Raw genomic sequence first — 17,023 nt, 5'->3', positions numbered from 1 at the left:
TCCGGAACTAAGTCCAGATGGCAATGTCGTTTTGCTGGGTTAGAGTGAACAATGAAGAATGAACAACGATACCTTACATAAAATACCGCCCCGGCAAAGATTGATCGACCTGCTGAGCCTGGAACGCAAAGACATCCTGCTGATCATCATCCTGATGGGCGGGGTGGGCTTCATCAACCTGGCGATTCCGATTTCGGTACAGGCTCTCATCAATACGGTCACCATGGGCAGCCTGATGAAGCCGTTGCTCATCATTTCCTTCATGCTGTTCATCTTCCTGCTGCTTGCAGGTTTGTTCTACGTGCTGGAGATTTTTATCGTCGAGCTCATCCAGCGCCGTATTTTCTGCCGGATTGCCACTGACGCCGCCAACAAGACGCAAGGCGCGAAATATGATGCGGCGGATGCGGAAGATTTGCAGGAGCTGGTCAACCGCTTCTTCGAGGTGACGTCGGTGCAGAAGTCAGTCGCGACATTGCTGACGATAGGCGTGGCGACTATCCTGCAAGGGGTGGTCGGCAGCATCATCCTGGTTTTCTATAGCATGTATTTCGCCGTGGTGGTGGCGTTGGTCGTGCTCATCATCCTGGTGATTGTCTACGTCATCGGCCGCAAGGCGCCATTGACGGCGATTGCGGAGTCCCATGCCAAGTTCGAATTGGCCGCCTGGCTCGAAACGATTGCCCGCAACCTCAATACCTTCAAATTCTCCTCGGGGGTAAGCCTGGCGCAAGAACGCACCAGCCAATTGGCGTCCGAATACCTGGAAAAGCGGAGCGCGCATTTCCGCATTCTCATCAAGCAGTACCTGGGGGGCGTCCTCATCTATGCCTTGGGTGGCACCGCCATGCTGGCGCTGGGGGGCACGCTGGTGATCAAGGGGCAGATCAACCTGGGGCAATTCGTCGCGGCGGAATTGATCATTTTCGCAGTGCTGGCTTCCTTCCTGCGGTTTATCGGCCAGCTTGAATATTATTACGACCTGCTCGCCAGCCTGGACAAAATTGGCTATATCCAGGACTTGCCCCAAGAAAAGGCGCCTTTACGCCAAGTAGAGGTAAAGCGACCGATCAAGTTGAGCGCCGTAAATCTTAGCTATCACTACCTGCGGCATACTGCCTTGCAATCTGGCATCAGCTTTACCGTACAGCCTGGTCGCAGCCTTGCTGTGCTGGGGGCTGCTGGCAGCGGAAAATCCTCATTGGCGGCATTGCTTACTGGCTTGAAGCAGCCAGAAAGTGGGCGTGTGGAGTTCAATGATATCGCTATTGATCAATTCAATCTGAACGAGTTGCGCCAACATATTGGTTGTGTCGGAAAGCTAGAGATCATTGAAGGCAGTATTATTGAGAATATCCTGATCGGACGGAATGATATTCCGATCGGAGAGGTGACTGAGCTGCTGGGCAGGCTGGGGCTGATGTCCAGCATCAACCAGTTGCAGGATGGCTTTAATACTCAGCTTTCAGTCAATGGTGCGCCGCTCTCCACTACACAGATCAATCTCTTGATGCTGGCCAGGGCGATTATTGGCCAGGCAGGATTGCTGATTGTGGATGGCTTGCTCGACTACCTGGATGAGGCTGACCTGCAGCGCGCCCTGCCCTTGCTGCTGGAATTGCCAGCGTGCAGCCTTGTCATCATGACGCGTCGTGCATCGATCGCACAGCATTGCGACGAAACCCTTGTGCTGGAGTTGCCCGATCATGATGCCTGACATTATTGACAACCAGCAGTTCTCGCAATATACGGTCACGCCTAGGCTGGTAAAGCGCATCCTGTTCTGGGTCGTGGTGTCGTGTTTTATCGTACCGGCCTTGATATTGTTCCTCCCCTGGCAACAGAATGTGCAGGCCATGGGTGCCGTGACCGCATTTGCTCCACTGGAAAGGCGTCAAAGCGTGGATGCCCCGGTAGGCGGCGTAATCAGGCAATGGTTCGTGCGGGAGGGGTCGCGTGTCAATGCAGGGGATCCTTTGCTTGAAATCAGCGATGTCGATCCGAGATTCAAGGAAAGGCTAGCGGCACAACGCCAGACCGTCGCCGCCAAGCTCAAGGCCAAGCAGGATGAATTGCAGGCTTATGAAGTGCAGTTGCAAAACTTGCTGGCTGTGCGTCAAGCCAGGATAGCGGCCGTGGATTATGGCCTGAATGTTGCTCAGCAGAAAGTCGTAGCTGCGGCTGAAAGCGTTGCATCCGCCCAGGCTATGCTGGATGCGGCCGATTTCCAGGTTGGCAGAATGCAGCGCCTAGTACAGGAAGGGTTGGTTTCCAGACGCGATGTAGAATTGGCCGAGCGGGACAGGGCGGTGGCGCTTCGAAACGTGAATAGCGCCAAGGCCGCGCTGGACTCGGCACGAGCCGAAGAAAAAGCCGCAGTGGCTAGCCAGGCGCAGGTCAGAGCCGAGACCCAGGCCAATATTGATACCAGTCGCGCCCTGATCAGCAAGATCAGTTCGGAGGTGGCCGATACCCAGAATGAATTGACCAGTCTCGAGATTAGCCTTGCTCGCCAGGAGTCGCAATTGGTGCGGGCGCCCCGCGCAGGCACCGTGTTCAGGTTGCCGGTGAATTCCCAGTCACAGGTGATCAATCAAGGGCAGCCATTGCTGGTGATTATTCCCGACACGGAGCAGCGGGCGGTGGAGTTGATGGTGAAGGGCCTGGATGCTGCGCTGATACTTCCAGGCAGCCGCGTCAGATTGGAATTCGACGGCTGGCCGGCGTTGCAGATATCCGGGTGGCCCAATGTCGCGATCGGCACATTTGGCGGTAAAGTAGCCTTTGTCGATGCTAGCGATGACGGCACCGGGCGTTTCCGGGTCATGGTGGTGCCCGATGAGAGTGTGCAGAAATGGCCTTCCGAGCGCTTTCTGAGGCAAGGAAGTTCCGCTCGGGGCTGGATACTGCTAGAAGAAGTTTCGATTGGTTATGAAGTCTGGCGCGTGCTGAATGGTTTCCCTCCACGTGTGCCGCAGCCTGCCGCCAATGCTTTCCAGGGGGCTTGATGATGCAACATAGGCCGCCAAGCTTGGTCATGCTTTGTTGTCAGGCACTGGCCTGGTTAAGCCTGTCAGGCCTGTCTCCAGGCTTGGGCTGGGCAGCGTCCGGCACGGATGCAGCACTGGAGCATTCCATGCCCGATCACCTGCCAAATGGCGTTGATTTGAATGCCATGAGCCGGAATAAGGCAACGACTCTGGAAGAGGACTTCGCAAATGCGCGGCGGCAGTATGGATTGTCTGTTCCCGAGCGGTTCCGTCTGAACCTGGATGAGGCATTGGCGCAAGGCCGCGAACAGGAAATGTTCTTGCCGAAAGGGGTTGAACATGGATTGACGATTGCAGATGTCAGGGCTCGGGCCTTGCAGAACAATCTTTCGTTGAAGGTAGTGCAATTCGATCAGCAAATCGCGCAAAGCGTATTGGGCGCAGAGCGCGCAAAGTTTGACAATATTATCTATGCCAGCTTGCAACGCAGGCGCGAGAATCGACCGTTGACCAGTGGCGACATAGTGCAGATCAAATCCGAGGACCCCCTCTTGGATGGGCAGCTGGCCAAGTTGGACAAGGCAGAGCAGCAGATTGACTATCTGGACGGCGAGGCTGGGGTTGCCATTCCGCTCAGGACAGGGGGAGTGGTGAGGGTGAGCACTCCCTTCGAGCGTAAACTGACGGAAGGCGTACTAGGCTCAGACCAGTACCGTCGCGCAACACGTTTTTCGATCAGCCAGCCTTTGTTGCGCAACGCTGGGGTCAAGGTCAATGAAGCTAGCATCCGCATTGCCGATCTGGACCGGCAGGCGGTGGATGCCAAGACGCGGCTGCAGTCCATTCGCGTGCTATCGTTGATCGACAAGGCGTACTGGGAGCTCTATGCGGCCTGGGCTGAGTTGGATGTCCGGCGCCAGCAATATGAGCTGGCGGCGCGTAATCTCGATATGGTGCGCCGCAAGGTGGAGGAGGGGCTGGTCGCGGGCATTGAGGCCAGTCGCGCCGAAATTGGCGTTTCGGACCGAATTGAGGCGTTGATCCTTGCCAAAACCCGATTGCAGCTAACCCAGCGACAATTGCTATTCCTGCTCAATGATCCCCAATATGCCATAGACAGCAATGCATTAATCCGTCCCCAGTCCGAACCTGTTCTCATGCATTACGAATTCGACAAGAATCGGCTGATCTCATCTGCCATGCAGGGCCGGCTCGAATTGTTGGAACTGGAGTTGAGGCTCGCCGCAGACCTCGACAAGGTGGAGTACCTGCAAAACCAGACTTTGCCGTTGTTTACCCTAGATTACAGTTATGGTGCCTTGTCGTCTGGCGAGAGCAGCCTGTCGAGGGCGTACGACAGTCCATTCGACAACCGCTTCAGTGATTGGTCCGTAGGCTTGCGTTTTGAGCTGCCTATGACGAACGAGGCACGGCGTAATCAACTGCAGCAAGCAGTACAGCAGCGTATGCAGCGCTTGGCGACCAAAGAGTTGCAGATATTGACGGTCAAAAGAGAAATCCACGATGCGGTGGATCGGGCTGAGCAGCATTGGCAGCGCATCATTGCCGCGCGGCAGCAGGTGATGCTGGCTGGCGTTAATTACGATGGCGAGCTCAAGCAGTTCAATGAAGGGCTGCGGAATATGACCGAGGTGCTGGAAATGCTGAGCCGGCTGGGAGAGTCGCAGATCAAGGAAATACGGGCCATGGTGGATTACCAGGCCGCGTTGATTGATATCGCCTATACCACGGGCACCCTATTGGGGTACGGCCAAGTGGAACTGGGTTCCTGATTTAATAGCTTCGCGAGACGGCAAAGTCGGCAAGTTGCAGCAAGGCCTGCTTGTATGCGGAGTCGGGCAAGCGGGTAATGGCCTTGCAGCCGGCGGCGGCTTCGGCCTTGGCGACTTCAAGCACGTGTTCCAGGGCGCCTGTCGCTTTCACCGCCTCGATTACTGCCGGCAATTCATCCAGCCCGCCTTGCTCGATTGAATTGCGGATGATGGCACGCTGGGTTTCCGTGCCGTGGCGCATGGCATATAGCAACGGCAGCGTGGGTTTGCCTTCGGCAAGATCGTCCCCCAGATTCTTGCCGATCTCGGTGCTGTCGCCGCTCAGGTCGAGCACGTCGTCCACCAGCTGGAACGCCGTACCCAGGCGCATGCCGTATTCCGCCATGGCGGCTTCATCGTGCGCATTGGCGCCGCAGATGATGGCGCCAAGCCGCGTCGCCGCCTCGAACAGCTTTGCCGTCTTGTAATGGATGACCTTCAAGTAGGCTTCGTCGGTGATGTCGGCGTCGTGCACGTTGAGCAGTTGCAGCACCTCGCCCTCGGCAATCGTGTTGGTGGCCTCTGACAGGACCTCCATCACCCGCATGCTCTGGATGCTGACCATCATCTGGAAAGTGCGGGAGTAAATGAAATCGCCGACCAGCACGCTGGCTGCGTTGCCGAACAAGGTGTTGGCGGTCGCCTTGCCGCGGCGCAGCGAGGATTCGTCGACCACGTCGTCATGGAGCAGGGTCGAGGTATGGATCAGTTCGATGATGGCTGCGAGTTCATGATGCTTTGCTTCAATATGGCCGAATGCGCCTGCAGAGAGCAACACCAAGGCGGGCCGCAGGCGCTTGCCGCCGCTGTTGACGATATAATCGGCGACCTGGTTGATCAGGACGACATCGGAATGCAGGGATTTGCGAATCACCGCATCGACCTGTTGCATGTCATCTGCGATGCACGATTGAATAAAAGCTAGGGACACGTCTGGCTGCCAAAAATAAGTCTCGGGATTCTAGCATATGCCAGGCCGGATGCAGTGTCTGCATGACAGGGGTCCAGCCTGGAAATTGCAATTTTGCCGCAAGGGAAGCATTAGCGATAATAGCATTTGCTTTCCATGCGATTTTCCGTATAATGCCCGATTCATTTGAATGCGTAGCAAACGAGGCATAACCATGTATGCAGTTATCAAAACTGGTGGCAAACAATATCGCGTAGCCGCTGGTGACAAGCTTAAGGTAGAAAAGTTGGCGGGCGAAGTCGGCAGCGAAATCACCCTCGACAAGGTATTGTTGGTTTCCGATGGTGACAATACCACCATTGGTTCCCCTCTGGTTCAAGGTGCGAGCGTACAAGCCAAGGTTGTGGCTCACGGTCGTGGCGACAAGGTGTTGATCTTCAAAATGCGTCGCCGCAAGCACTATCGCAAGACTCAAGGCCACCGCCAGAGTTTCACCGAAATCCAGATCGAAAAGATTGCTGCTAAGTAAGGAGTAGTTAGAAATGGCACACAAAAAAGCAGGCGGTAGTTCCCGTAACGGTCGCGACTCGAACGCGCAGCGACTGGGCGTAAAGGCTTTTGGCGACCAGTTTGTTTCCGCTGGCAGCATCATCGTCCGCCAGCGCGGCACCAAGATGCACCCGGGCGAGAATGTTGGTATCGGCAAGGATCACACCTTGTTTGCCAAGATTGACGGCAAGGTGGCTTTCTCCGTGAAAGGCGCGCTGGGCCGCAAGTTGGTCAGCATCATCCCAGCTTAATTCTGGCGTGATTCGGAAAAAGCCCTATCCAACGATAGGGCTTTTTTATTTTAAGCAGTATTTTAGGCGGTATGATGACTGCCTTAACGAATTGAACCTGTGAAACAGCGACCATGAAGTTTATAGACGAAGCCACGATCAAGGTCTACGCCGGCGACGGCGGCAACGGCGTCGCCACATTTCGCCGCGAGAAATACGAAGCCATGGGCGGTCCCAATGGCGGGGACGGCGGTCGTGGCGGCTCGATCTACATGATCGCCGACCGCAATATCAATACCTTGGTCGATTACCGCTATACGCGCGTCTTCCGCGCGCAGCGCGGGGAAAACGGCCGCGGCTCGGACCAGTACGGTGCGGGCGGCGAAGACATGGTGCTGCGGGTGCCGGTGGGAACCGTGATCAGCGACAAGGCGACCGGCCAGGTGCTGACGGACCTTGCCGAGCATGGCCAGAAGGTGATGGTGGCCAAGGGCGGCAATGGCGGCCTTGGCAACATCCACTTCAAGTCCAGTACTAACCGTGCGCCGCGCCAATGCACCAAGGGCGATACTGGCGAGGAGTTCGAGCTTTACCTTGAACTAAAGGTATTGGCCGACGTCGGCTTGCTGGGGATGCCCAACGCGGGCAAGTCCACTTTCATCCGGTCGGTATCTGCCGCCAAGCCCAAGGTGGCCGACTATCCGTTTACCACCTTGCATCCCAACCTGGGCGTGGTGCGCGTCGATGCCAACCGCAGCTTCGTGATTGCGGATGTTCCCGGGCTGATCGAGGGCGCAGCCGAGGGCGCAGGTTTGGGCCACCAGTTCCTGCGCCACCTTTCCCGTACCCGTCTCTTGCTGCACTTGGTGGACCTGGCGCCGTTTGATGAGGCCGTCGACCCGGTGCGCGAAGCCCTGGCCATCACGGAAGAATTGCGCAAATACGACGAAGAACTCTACAACAAGCCGCGCTGGCTGGTGCTCAACAAGGTAGACATGCTGCAAGACAGCGAGGAAAAGGTAGCCGAATTTGTCCAGAGACTGGGCTGGAAGGGCCGTTATTTCGCCATTTCCGCATTGGCCGGCATAGGCTGCCGCGAATTGACCTATGCCATCATGGAGCATGTGGAAGAAACCAGCCGGGCTGACCATGAGGCGGCTGAGAGCGTCGGCACGGCCCCGGTAGCTGGAGACTAGGCAGGACCGGCAGAAATGACGTCATTGCTATTGAATGTGAAGTGCCTGGTCGTCAAGGTCGGCTCCAGCCTGGTGACCAACAATGGGGCAGGCCTGGACAGGGATGCCATTGCGGCCTGGGCCGACCAGATCGCCAGGCTGGTCAAGTCCGGCAAGCAGGTGGTGCTGGTGTCGAGCGGCGCTGTGGCCGAGGGCATGCAGCGCCTGGGCTGGAAGAAGCGGCCGGTCGCGATCAATGAATTGCAGGCGGCTGCTGCCGTCGGGCAGATGGGCCTGGTGCAGATGTACGAAACCTGTTTTGCCTCGCACGGCCTGCATACCGCCCAGATTTTGTTGACGCATGCCGACCTGGCGGACAGGAAGCGCTACCTGAACGCACGTACGACCTTGCGTACCTTGCTGGATTTGGGCGTGATCCCCGTGATCAACGAAAACGACACCGTGGTGACCGATGAGATCCGCTTCGGCGACAACGACACCCTGGGGTCGCTGGTCGCCAACTTGATCGAGGCCGATGCGCTGGTGATCCTCACCGACCAGCCCGGCTTGTATTCCGCCGATCCGCGCAAGCATCCCGACGCGGAATTCATCCAGCATGAAACTGCCGGCAACCCGGCCCTGGAGAAAATGGCCGGCGGCGCTGGCACCTTGATCGGCAGCGGCGGCATGCTGACCAAGATACTCGCTGCCAAGCGTGCGGCGCGCAGCGGGGCGCATACCGTCATAGCCTCGGGCCGCGAGCCCGATGTGCTGGTGAGGCTGGCGCAGGGCGACGTGGTGGGCACCCATCTCAAGGCGGGCCAGGTCAAGACGCTGGCGCGTAAGCAATGGCTTGCCGACCACTTGCGTTTGGCGGGCAAGGTCGTATTGGACGAAGGCGCCGCCAAGGCCTTGCTTGAAGGCGGGCGCAGCCTGTTGCCGATCGGCGTGATTGCGGTGGAAGGCAGTTTCGAGCGCGGCGAGGTGGTGTCGTGCGCGAATGCCGCGGGGCAGGAAATCGCACGCGGCCTGGTGAATTACAGCGCGCTGGAAACCGCACGCATCCTGCGCAAGCCGAGCCACGAAATTGAACATATCCTGGGTTATGTCGATGAGCCTGAATTGATTCATCGCGATAACCTGATTCTGGTGTAAGGGGAAATCATGTCCAAACCATTGGTTGGTATCATCATGGGCTCAGATAGCGACTGGCCCGTCATGCGCGCAGCGGCCCAGGTGCTGGCTGACTTCGGCATCGCCTATGAGGCGCGCGTGGTGTCTGCGCATCGTACGCCGGACCTTATGTTCGAATTTGCCGAACAGGCTGCCGAGCGCGGTTTGCGCGTCATTATTGCCGGTGCTGGCGGTGCGGCGCACCTGCCGGGCATGGTGGCCGCCAAGACGACATTGCCGGTGCTTGGCGTGCCGGTGCCATCCCGTCACTTGCAAGGGCAGGATTCCCTGCTATCCATCGTGCAGATGCCCAAGGGCATTCCCGTGGCGACATTTGCGATTGGCGAGGCGGGCGCAGCCAATGCCGGTCTGTTTGCCGCTGCCATCCTGGCGACGACGGATGCCGGGCTCGCGCAGCAATTGGCTGATTTCCGGGCTGCACAGTCCGCACGGGTGCTGGACATGACATTGCAAGACCAGCCTTGATAAGTCTTAATGATAATGCTGAATATCGAGTTTTGAGGAGTTTGCGTGAGTAGTGCAAAAACTATATTGCCTCCAGCGATGCTGGGGATGCTGGGCGGCGGCCAGTTGGGCCGCTTCTTCGTGATTGCGGCTCATGAGATGGGCTACAAGGTGGCGGTGCTGGATCCGGACCGCAACAGCCCTGCAGGCAAGATTGCCGATGCGCACCTCTGCGCGGCCTACGACGATGAGGCTGCCCTGCGGTCGCTGGCTGAGCAATGTGAAGCCATCACTACCGAGTTCGAGAACGTGCCGGCATCCACGCTGGAATACCTCGCGCAGCATCGCACCGTGCGTCCTGCGGCAGCTTCGGTGGCGATTGCGCAGAACCGCGTCGCGGAAAAGAACTTTTTCCGCGATTCCGGCTTGCCGGTGGCGCCTTATGCCGTGATCCGGCAGGCGGCTGACATTCCCGGCGCCGATAGCGGGCTTTATCCCGCCATTCTCAAGGTGGCGCGATTCGGCTATGACGGCAAGGGCCAGGCCCGGGTGGCGACGCCTGAGGAAGCCGGCGCCGCTTTCGAGAAGTTCGGCACGGAGGTCTGTGTGCTCGAGCGCATGCTGAAGCTGGATTATGAAGTGTCCGTGGTATTGGCGCGCGACGCGGAAGGCAATGTAGAGACCTTTCCCGTGGCGGAAAACAGCCACCTGAACGGCATCCTCGACGTCAGCGTTGCCCCGGCTCGAGGCGATGCTGCGATTCGTGAGCAAGCCCGCCAGCTGGCGGTGGATGTGGCGCAAAAGCTTAATTACGCCGGCGTGCTGGGCGTCGAGTTCTTCGTCAGCGAAGGCCGTTTGCTGGTCAATGAAATGGCGCCGCGTCCGCATAATTCCGGTCACTACACCATAGATGCATGCGTGACCAACCAGTTCGAGCAGCAGGTGCGCGTGTTGGCCGGCCTGCCTCTGGGCGATGCGCGCCAGCACAGCCCGGCGGTGATGGTGAATTTGCTTGGCGATATCTGGGGCGAAGGCGAGCCGTCATGGGGAGATGTCTATGCCGAGCCAGGGTTGAAAATGCACCTTTACGGCAAGCATGAGGCCAGGCCGGGCCGCAAGATGGGCCACTTTACCGTGGTTGGGGAAAGGATCGATCAAACCCTGCAGGGTGCATTGAAAGTGCGCCATGCCTTGGGAATCGAGGATTGAGGAAATTGGTTTGAATGGAAAAAGCCAGGCGGTCTGCCTGGCTTTTTCGTTTCCGCTGCTGCTTGCGGGATGGTCTTGTCTCAGCTTGCTAACTTGCTTTGCTGCCCATTAGTAATGCATTGTTGTGGATATCCAACACTATATTGCTGCTGGATTGATTGCCGCAAGGGAATCCAATGTCGCTACAGGTCTGCAATCAACCTAGGCATTAGAAGAGGTGTTGCAAATACGGAGCAATAAAAAAGCCGGGATATGTCCCGGCTTTTTTACGCAAGAATACGAGTCGGATCAGGCAAGAGCCTTGATCGCTGCGCTCAGGCGGCTCTTGTGGCGAGCGGCCTTGTTCTTGTGGATGATTTTCTTGTCTGCAATGCGGTCGATCACGCTGACATTTTCGTTGAACACGCTTTGAGCTGCAGTCTTGTCGCCGGCTTCAACCGCTTTGATGATCTTTTTGACCGCGGTACGCAGAGCCGAGCGCAAACTTGCATTGTGGGCGCGTTGCTTGATTGCCTGACGTGCACGCTTTCTCGCCTGTGCGCTATTAGCCATGGATGATAATTCCTGTTAATTGAATTCGAAGCCCGGAATATTAACCAATTTTCCTCGTGAATGCAATCCCTATGTTGACCTTTCAGTGAGTTGCCGGACTAGCCGTGATAAAATCCCCGCTTTGGTCTATCCCTTGGGCTCGATTACTCGTGATGCGTGTGCAATGAATCTGTTAAAAGCGTTAGCTGCTGTCGGGAGCATGACCTTTGTTTCCCGGGTATTAGGGTTCGTCAGGGATACGTTAATTGCACGGGTGTTCGGTGCAGGGATCTACACGGACGCTTTCTTTGTCGCCTTCAAGATTCCCAACCTGTTGCGCCGCCTGTTTGCTGAGGGCGCTTTTTCCCAGGCTTTTGTGCCGGTCCTGGCCGAATACAAGAACCGCCGCGGCCACGACGAAACCTATGACCTGATCAGCAAGGTGGCGACCCTGCTCGGCCTGGTGCTGATGGGAGTGACCCTGATAGGCATGCTGGCAGCACCCGTGGTTGCCTATGTCAGTGCGCCAGGCTGGGCGCATAGCGAGCCTGAAACCTTCGCGCTGACTATCGACATGCTGCGCATCATTTTCCCCTATATCCTGCTTATCTCCCTGGTTTCCCTGGCTGGCGGCGTGCTCAATACCTATGGCAGGTTTTCCGTGCCGGCGTTTACGCCGGTCTGGCTCAACATCGCATTTATCATCGCCGCATTGTTCTTTGCCCCTTATTTCGACCCGCCTATCATGGTGCTGGCCTGGGCAGTGTTCGCAGGCGGCGTGCTGCAACTGGCCTTCCAATTGCCCTTCCTGCGCAAGATCGGCATGCTGCCGAGATTGCGGTTCGATTTCAGGGATGAGGGCGTCTGGCGCATCTTGCGCTTGATGGGGCCGGCAGTGTTCGGCGTCTCGATTGCCCAGCTGTCATTGCTCATCAACACGATTTTTGCCTCTTTCCTCGAAAGCGGCAGCGTGTCCTGGCTTTATTATGCCGACCGCCTTATGGAGTTTCCTACCGGCTTGCTGGGCGTCGCGCTGGGGACCATCCTGCTGCCCAGCTTGTCGAAAAGCGTCGCGGACAAGGCGGAACACGAGTATTCGGCGTTGCTGGACTGGGGATTGCGCCTGACATTGATCCTGGCCTTGCCGGCGGCGGTGGCGCTCGCGGTGTTGTCTGTGCCGCTGGTGACGTCCTTGTTCCACTACGGGGCCTTCACCGAGCACGACGTGTGGATGACGCGCCAGGCGCTGATTGCCTACAGCCTGGGATTGCTGGGCCTGATCCTGGTCAAAGTGCTCGCGCCCGGCTTTTATGCGCGCCAGAACGTCAAGACGCCGGTCAAGATCGCGGTGGTGACCTTGTTCGCCACGCAACTGATGAACCTGGCTTTTGTCGGCATTTTTCGCCATGCAGGCCTGGCGCTGGCGATCGGCCTGGGCGCTTGCATCAACGCCGGCCTGCTCTATTACAACTTGCGCAAGAGCGGCATTTACCAGCCTCAGCCCGGCTGGCTGGGCTTCATTGCACGCGTCGTCGTGGCCTTGCTGGCGATGGGGGCCGCGCTCTGGCTAGGGGCGGGCGATAGCGGATACTGGCTACACGCCAGCTTGTGGAACAAGCTGATGTATTTGCTGGGGCTAGTGGGTCTCGGTGCGGCGGTTTATTTTGCCGCCTTGTGGCTGATGGGCTTGCGTATCCGCGACTTCATCAAGCGTAGTGTGAGCTGAGGAACGGGACGATATGCAGATATTCCGTCATTTCCACCAGGCAGCTCACCATCCGCTTGCGGTTGCGATCGGCAATTTCGACGGCGTGCACCTGGGCCACCAGGCCTTGCTGCGGCGCTTGATCGAGGTGGCTGCCGAACAAGGGCTGCAGTCGGCGGTAATGACCTTCGAACCGCACCCCAGGGAATTTTTTGCCCCTGACAAGGCGCCGACGCGGCTGACTTCCTTGCGCGAGAAGCTGGAGCTGTTTGCAGAGGCCAGCGTGGATTATGTCTATGTTTGCCACTTCAATCGCCGTTTCGCCGCCATTACCGTCGAAGCCTTCATGCAGGATATCCTGCGCAACGCCTTGGATGCGCGGGCCATTCTTGTCGGCGAGGATTTCCGCTTTGGCGCCGGGCGCCAGGGCAGCATGCAAGACTTTGCCCGCGGCGGCTTCAACCTGCAAAGCCAGCCGCAGGTCAACCTGGACGGCAAGCGCGTTTCCAGCACGGCAATACGCGAGGCGCTGGCGCAAGGCCAGCTGATTGAAGCTTCACGACTGCTGGGGCGCCCTTACAGCATCAGCGGCAAGGTGGTGCATGGCGACAAGCTCGCGCGCGAGCTTGGCTATCCCACGGCGAATATTCACATGCTGCACGATAGGCCGCCGCTTTTCGGCATCTATGCGGTAAAATTAGAGGGTTTGGCCGAGGGCGGCGATTGGCCCGGCGTAGCCAGCCTCGGCGTGCGCCCTACGGTGAAGCAGGATGGCAAGCCGACGCTGGAGGCGCACCTGTTCGATTTCAACGGCGATATCTATGGCCGGCATGTGCGCGTGAAATTCATGCACAAGATACGCGACGAAATGAAATTCGACAGCCTGGATACCTTGAAATACTGGATTGCCAAGGATGCCGAGATGGCGCGCGAGTATTTCCGCGCCAACCCGTGAGCGACGAAGCCTGATTTTTGAAGATTGATTGAAACTAGACTGATGAGCGAAAACACCAAATACAAGTTGAACCTGCCCGAAACCAGTTTCCCCATGCGCGGAGACCTGGCGAAGCGTGAACCCGCATGGCTGAAAAGCTGGCAGGAAAAACAGGTGTACCAGCGCATACGCAATGCGCGCAAGGGCGCGAAGAAATTCATCCTGCACGACGGCCCGCCGTATGCCAACGGCGCGATCCATCTCGGGCATGCGGTCAACAAGATATTGAAGGACATCATCGTCAAGTCCAAAACTCTGTCCGGTTTCGATGCGCCTTACGTGCCGGGCTGGGATTGCCACGGCCTGCCGATCGAGCTGGCGGTCGAGAAGCAGCACGGCAAGGATATCCCGCCGGCCAAGTTCCGCGAGCTGTGCCGCGCCTATGCCGCCGAGCAGGTGGCGCGGCAGAAGCAGGACTTCATCCGCCTGGGCGTGCTGGGCGACTGGGACCATCCCTACCTCACCATGGATTTCCAGACCGAGGCCGACATCATCCGTGCGCTTGGCGACATCTACGAGAACGGCTACCTCTACCAGGGCTCCAAGCCCGTGCACTGGTGCGTGGACTGCGGTTCGGCATTGGCCGAAGCCGAAGTCGAGTACGAGGACGTCAACTCGCCCGCGATCGACGTCGGCTTCAGGTTCGTCGATAACGCTGCGCTCGGCGCGGCGTTCAATACCGCCGTCAATGGCGATGCCTACGCGGTGATCTGGACCACCACGCCCTGGACCTTGCCTGCCAACCAAGCGGTAAGCGTGCATCCCGAACTCAATTACGACCTGCTGCAGACCTCGCGCGGCTTGCTGGTGCTGGCGCGCGACCTGGCCGAAGCGACGCTTAAGCGCTATGGCGAGGAAGAGGCGCAAGTGCTCGGCTCTGCCAAGGGTGCGGCGCTCAAGGGATTGCTGTTGCAGCATCCTTTCGACCAACGCACCGTTCCCGTGATCACTGGCGATCATGTCACGACCGATGCCGGTACCGGCCTGGTGCATACCGCTGCCGCCCACGGCAACGACGACTGGCTGGTGATGCGCGCGCATTATCCCGAGGAAAAGCCGCGCGTGCTGATCGGCGGCGACGGCAAGTTCTTCAACAGCGAGTTGGTCGAACTGGCGGCGATCCGCGGCTTGGACCGGCAAGAGGCCAACAAGGTGATCCTCACCGTGTTGCAGGAGAAAGGCGCATTGTTCGCCAGCGCACGCCTCAACCATAGCTTTCCGCATTGCTGGCGCCACAAGACGCCATTGATGCAGCTGGCGACCCACCAATGGTTCATCGGCATGAACCAGGTCGGCAGCAATGGCAAATCGTTGCGCGAACTGGCGAACCAGGCGGTGGACGATACGGCGTTCTATCCTGCCTGGGGCCGCGCGCGCCTTGAGGCGATGATCAAGAACCGTCCCGACTGGTGCGTCTCGCGCCAGCGCAACTGGGGCGTGCCGATGCCGTTCTTCGTGCACAAGGAAACCGGAGAACCGCATCCGCAAACTGCGAAGCTGCTCGAGACCGTCGCCTTGCAGGTGGAACAGCAAGGCATCGAAGCCTGGTTCTCGCTCGACGGCGCGGCGTTCCTGGCCCAGCATGCGCCGGATAACGCAGATCAGTATAAAAAAGTGACGGACACTCTTGATGTCTGGTTCGATTCCGGCGCCACGCATGCGGCAGTATTGAAGCGCCGTCCTGAACTGCAAAGCCCAGCCGACTTGTACCTGGAAGGTTCGGACCAGCACCGCGGCTGGTTCCAGTCCTCCTTGCTCACCGGCTGCGCCATCGACGGCCGCGCGCCTTACGACGCCTTGCTCACCCACGGCTTCACCGTGGACGAGAAGGGCTACAAGATGTCGAAATCGCGCGGCAACGGCATCGAGCCGCAGGATATCTGCAACCGCCTCGGCGCAGACATGCTGCGCCTGTGGATTGCGTCCACGGACTATTCCGGCGAAATGTCGCTGTCCGAGGAAATCCTCAAGCGCGTGACCGACAGCTACCGCCGCATCCGCAACACCCTGCGCTTCCTGCTCGCCAACCTGGCCGATTTCGATACGCGGCAGGATTCGCTGCCGGTCGGGCAGTGGCTGGAGCTGGACCGCTTCGGTCTTGCCCTGACGCAGAAATTGCAGGAGCAGGTGATTGCCGATTTCGACCGCTATGAGTTTCACCTTGCGGTGCAAAAACTGGTGGGTTTCTGCTCCGAGGAGTTGGGCGGCTTCTACCTGGATATCCTCAAGGACAGGCTCTACACTTCTGGTGACAAGTCGCACGCGCGCCGTTCCGCGCAGAGCGCGCTGCACCACATCACCCATGCCCTGATGCGCCTGATGGCGCCTATCCTCAGCTTCACTGCGGATGAAATCTGGAACACCCTGGGCCTGGATGCCCAGGCTACCGTGTTCGAGGAAACCTGGTATGCCTTGCCGGAGCACGGCCTGGATCAGGCGGCATTGCAGGCATGGGGTACGGTGTTGGAGGTGCGCAACGTCTCCAACAAGGCGATCGAGAACGAGCGTGCGCAAGGCAAGATAGGCGCTTCCCTGCAGGCCGAGCTGGATATCTATGCCAGCGGCGATATTCATGCCGCATTGGCGCGTCTGCAAGACGACCTGCGCTTCGTGCTCATGGCGTCGCGCGCCACCCTGCATGCGCGCAAGGGCGAGCTGGAGGTGAAGGTAAGCGCCAGTTCGCATGCCAAGTGCGAGCGCTGCTGGCACTACCGCGCCGATGTTGGCAGCGATGCCGCGCATCCCACTATCTGCGGGCGTTGCGTCAGCAACCTGTTCGGCCAGGGCGAGTCGCGCCATTATGCTTAGATGGCTGGGCCTTAGTGGCATCGTCATTGCGCTGGACCTTTACACCAAGCACCTGGTGCTCAAGGCGTTCGAATATGGCGAGCATGTGCAGCTGACTTCCTTTTTTGACCTGGTGCGCTATCATAACGAGGGCGCGGCATTCAGCTTCCTCGCTGGTGCGGGCGGCTGGCAGCGCATCTTTTTCAGCGCGATTGCCGTGGTGGCTTCCGTCATCATCATCCGCCTGTTGCGCAAACATCCGCAGCAGCGCCTGTTCTGCCTTGGGTTGGCCCTGGTGCTGGGCGGCGCGCTAGGCAACCTCTATGACCGCGTGACCTTGGGCTATGTGGTGGACTTTCTGTTTTTCCATTACAAGGAATACTACTGGCCGGCGTTCAACGTGGCGGATTCGGCGATTTGCGTTGGAGTGGCGTTGCTAATATTGGATAGCTTCAGGAAAAAAGCCTGAATTG

General features: G+C 58.4%; 15 protein-coding genes. 13 read left to right on the top strand and 2 right to left on the bottom strand.

Annotation, left to right across the window (positions count from 1 at the left end; all coding sequences use genetic code 11):
• Positions 1 to 58: 58 nt before the first annotated feature.
• From ACJSDX_RS00665 to ACJSDX_RS00655, 3 genes are read left to right on the top strand one after another with little or no spacing between them, the layout of a single operon-like run.
• Positions 59 to 1,717, top strand: a complete 1,659-nt coding sequence (locus ACJSDX_RS00665) for an ATP-binding cassette domain-containing protein (RefSeq protein WP_407993052.1) — start codon at positions 59 to 61, stop codon at positions 1,715 to 1,717.
• A complete protein-coding gene (locus ACJSDX_RS00660; protein ID WP_309566284.1) occupies positions 1,707 to 3,008 on the top strand; it encodes an HlyD family secretion protein in 1,302 nt (433 codons plus the stop codon). Before ACJSDX_RS00665 ends, ACJSDX_RS00660 begins: the two co-directional genes overlap by 11 nt.
• Entirely contained in the window at positions 3,008 to 4,783 is a 1,776-nt protein-coding gene (locus ACJSDX_RS00655) for a TolC family protein (RefSeq protein ID WP_407993051.1), read from the top strand. The genes ACJSDX_RS00660 and ACJSDX_RS00655 overlap by 1 nt, the downstream gene beginning before the upstream one ends.
• A gap of 1 nt (position 4,784) precedes the next feature.
• Here ACJSDX_RS00655 and ispB read toward each other — a convergent pair whose 3' ends face one another.
• Entirely contained in the window at positions 4,785 to 5,753 is a 969-nt protein-coding gene (gene ispB / locus ACJSDX_RS00650) for an octaprenyl diphosphate synthase (protein WP_309566286.1), read from the bottom strand.
• Positions 5,754 to 5,946: 193 nt separating this feature from the next.
• On the opposite strand from ispB, the gene rplU reads away from it, so the two are divergent.
• The 6 genes from rplU (at position 5,947) to ACJSDX_RS00620 (ending at position 10,533) form a co-directional block, all read left to right on the top strand.
• Entirely contained in the window at positions 5,947 to 6,261 is a 315-nt protein-coding gene (gene rplU / locus ACJSDX_RS00645) for a 50S ribosomal protein L21 (RefSeq protein ID WP_011480440.1), read from the top strand.
• A 13-nt stretch (positions 6,262 to 6,274) separates the two neighbouring features.
• Positions 6,275 to 6,532, top strand: coding sequence for a 50S ribosomal protein L27 (rpmA, locus tag ACJSDX_RS00640; RefSeq protein ID WP_407993050.1), 258 nt, complete (start codon positions 6,275 to 6,277; stop codon positions 6,530 to 6,532).
• Positions 6,533 to 6,645: 113 nt separating this feature from the next.
• The gene (cgtA, locus tag ACJSDX_RS00635; protein WP_407993049.1) at positions 6,646 to 7,707 is read left to right on the top strand and encodes an Obg family GTPase CgtA; all 1,062 of its coding nucleotides are present in this window, start codon (positions 6,646 to 6,648) and stop codon (positions 7,705 to 7,707) included.
• A gap of 15 nt (positions 7,708 to 7,722) precedes the next feature.
• Entirely contained in the window at positions 7,723 to 8,841 is a 1,119-nt protein-coding gene (gene proB, locus ACJSDX_RS00630; RefSeq protein ID WP_407993048.1) for a glutamate 5-kinase, read from the top strand.
• 9 nt (positions 8,842 to 8,850) lie between these two features.
• Entirely contained in the window at positions 8,851 to 9,345 is a 495-nt protein-coding gene (gene purE, locus ACJSDX_RS00625; protein ID WP_407993047.1) for a 5-(carboxyamino)imidazole ribonucleotide mutase, read from the top strand.
• A 45-nt stretch (positions 9,346 to 9,390) separates the two neighbouring features.
• The gene (locus ACJSDX_RS00620; protein WP_407993046.1) at positions 9,391 to 10,533 is read left to right on the top strand and encodes a 5-(carboxyamino)imidazole ribonucleotide synthase; all 1,143 of its coding nucleotides are present in this window, start codon (positions 9,391 to 9,393) and stop codon (positions 10,531 to 10,533) included.
• Between the two features lie 288 nt (positions 10,534 to 10,821).
• Here ACJSDX_RS00620 and rpsT read toward each other — a convergent pair whose 3' ends face one another.
• Positions 10,822 to 11,085 (bottom strand): 30S ribosomal protein S20, encoded by a 264-nt coding sequence (gene rpsT / locus ACJSDX_RS00615; RefSeq protein WP_230348911.1) that lies wholly within the window; start codon positions 11,083 to 11,085, stop codon positions 10,822 to 10,824.
• 163 nt (positions 11,086 to 11,248) lie between these two features.
• Between rpsT and murJ the strand changes: the two genes are divergently transcribed.
• From murJ to lspA, 4 genes are read left to right on the top strand one after another with little or no spacing between them, the layout of a single operon-like run.
• On the top strand, positions 11,249 to 12,790 hold the full coding sequence (gene murJ, locus ACJSDX_RS00610; RefSeq protein WP_407993045.1) for a murein biosynthesis integral membrane protein MurJ: 1,542 nt from the start codon (positions 11,249 to 11,251) through the stop codon (positions 12,788 to 12,790).
• A gap of 13 nt (positions 12,791 to 12,803) precedes the next feature.
• Positions 12,804 to 13,724, top strand: coding sequence for a bifunctional riboflavin kinase/FAD synthetase (locus ACJSDX_RS00605; protein WP_407993044.1), 921 nt, complete (start codon positions 12,804 to 12,806; stop codon positions 13,722 to 13,724).
• Positions 13,725 to 13,766: 42 nt separating this feature from the next.
• Positions 13,767 to 16,571: an isoleucine--tRNA ligase gene (gene ileS, locus ACJSDX_RS00600; RefSeq protein WP_407993043.1), complete on the top strand. Its 2,805-nt coding sequence runs from the start codon at positions 13,767 to 13,769 to the stop codon at positions 16,569 to 16,571.
• The gene (lspA, locus tag ACJSDX_RS00595; RefSeq protein WP_407993042.1) at positions 16,564 to 17,019 is read left to right on the top strand and encodes a signal peptidase II; all 456 of its coding nucleotides are present in this window, start codon (positions 16,564 to 16,566) and stop codon (positions 17,017 to 17,019) included. The genes ileS and lspA overlap by 8 nt, the downstream gene beginning before the upstream one ends.
• Positions 17,020 to 17,023 lie beyond the last annotated feature (4 nt).

It is taken from the genome of Methylobacillus draconifructus, from assembly GCF_045984355.1.
GTDB lineage: Bacteria > Pseudomonadota > Gammaproteobacteria > Burkholderiales > Methylophilaceae > Methylobacillus > Methylobacillus flagellatus_A.
Note: the sequence above shows the minus strand (reverse complement) of the source record. Positions and strands in the feature narration are given on the sequence as shown.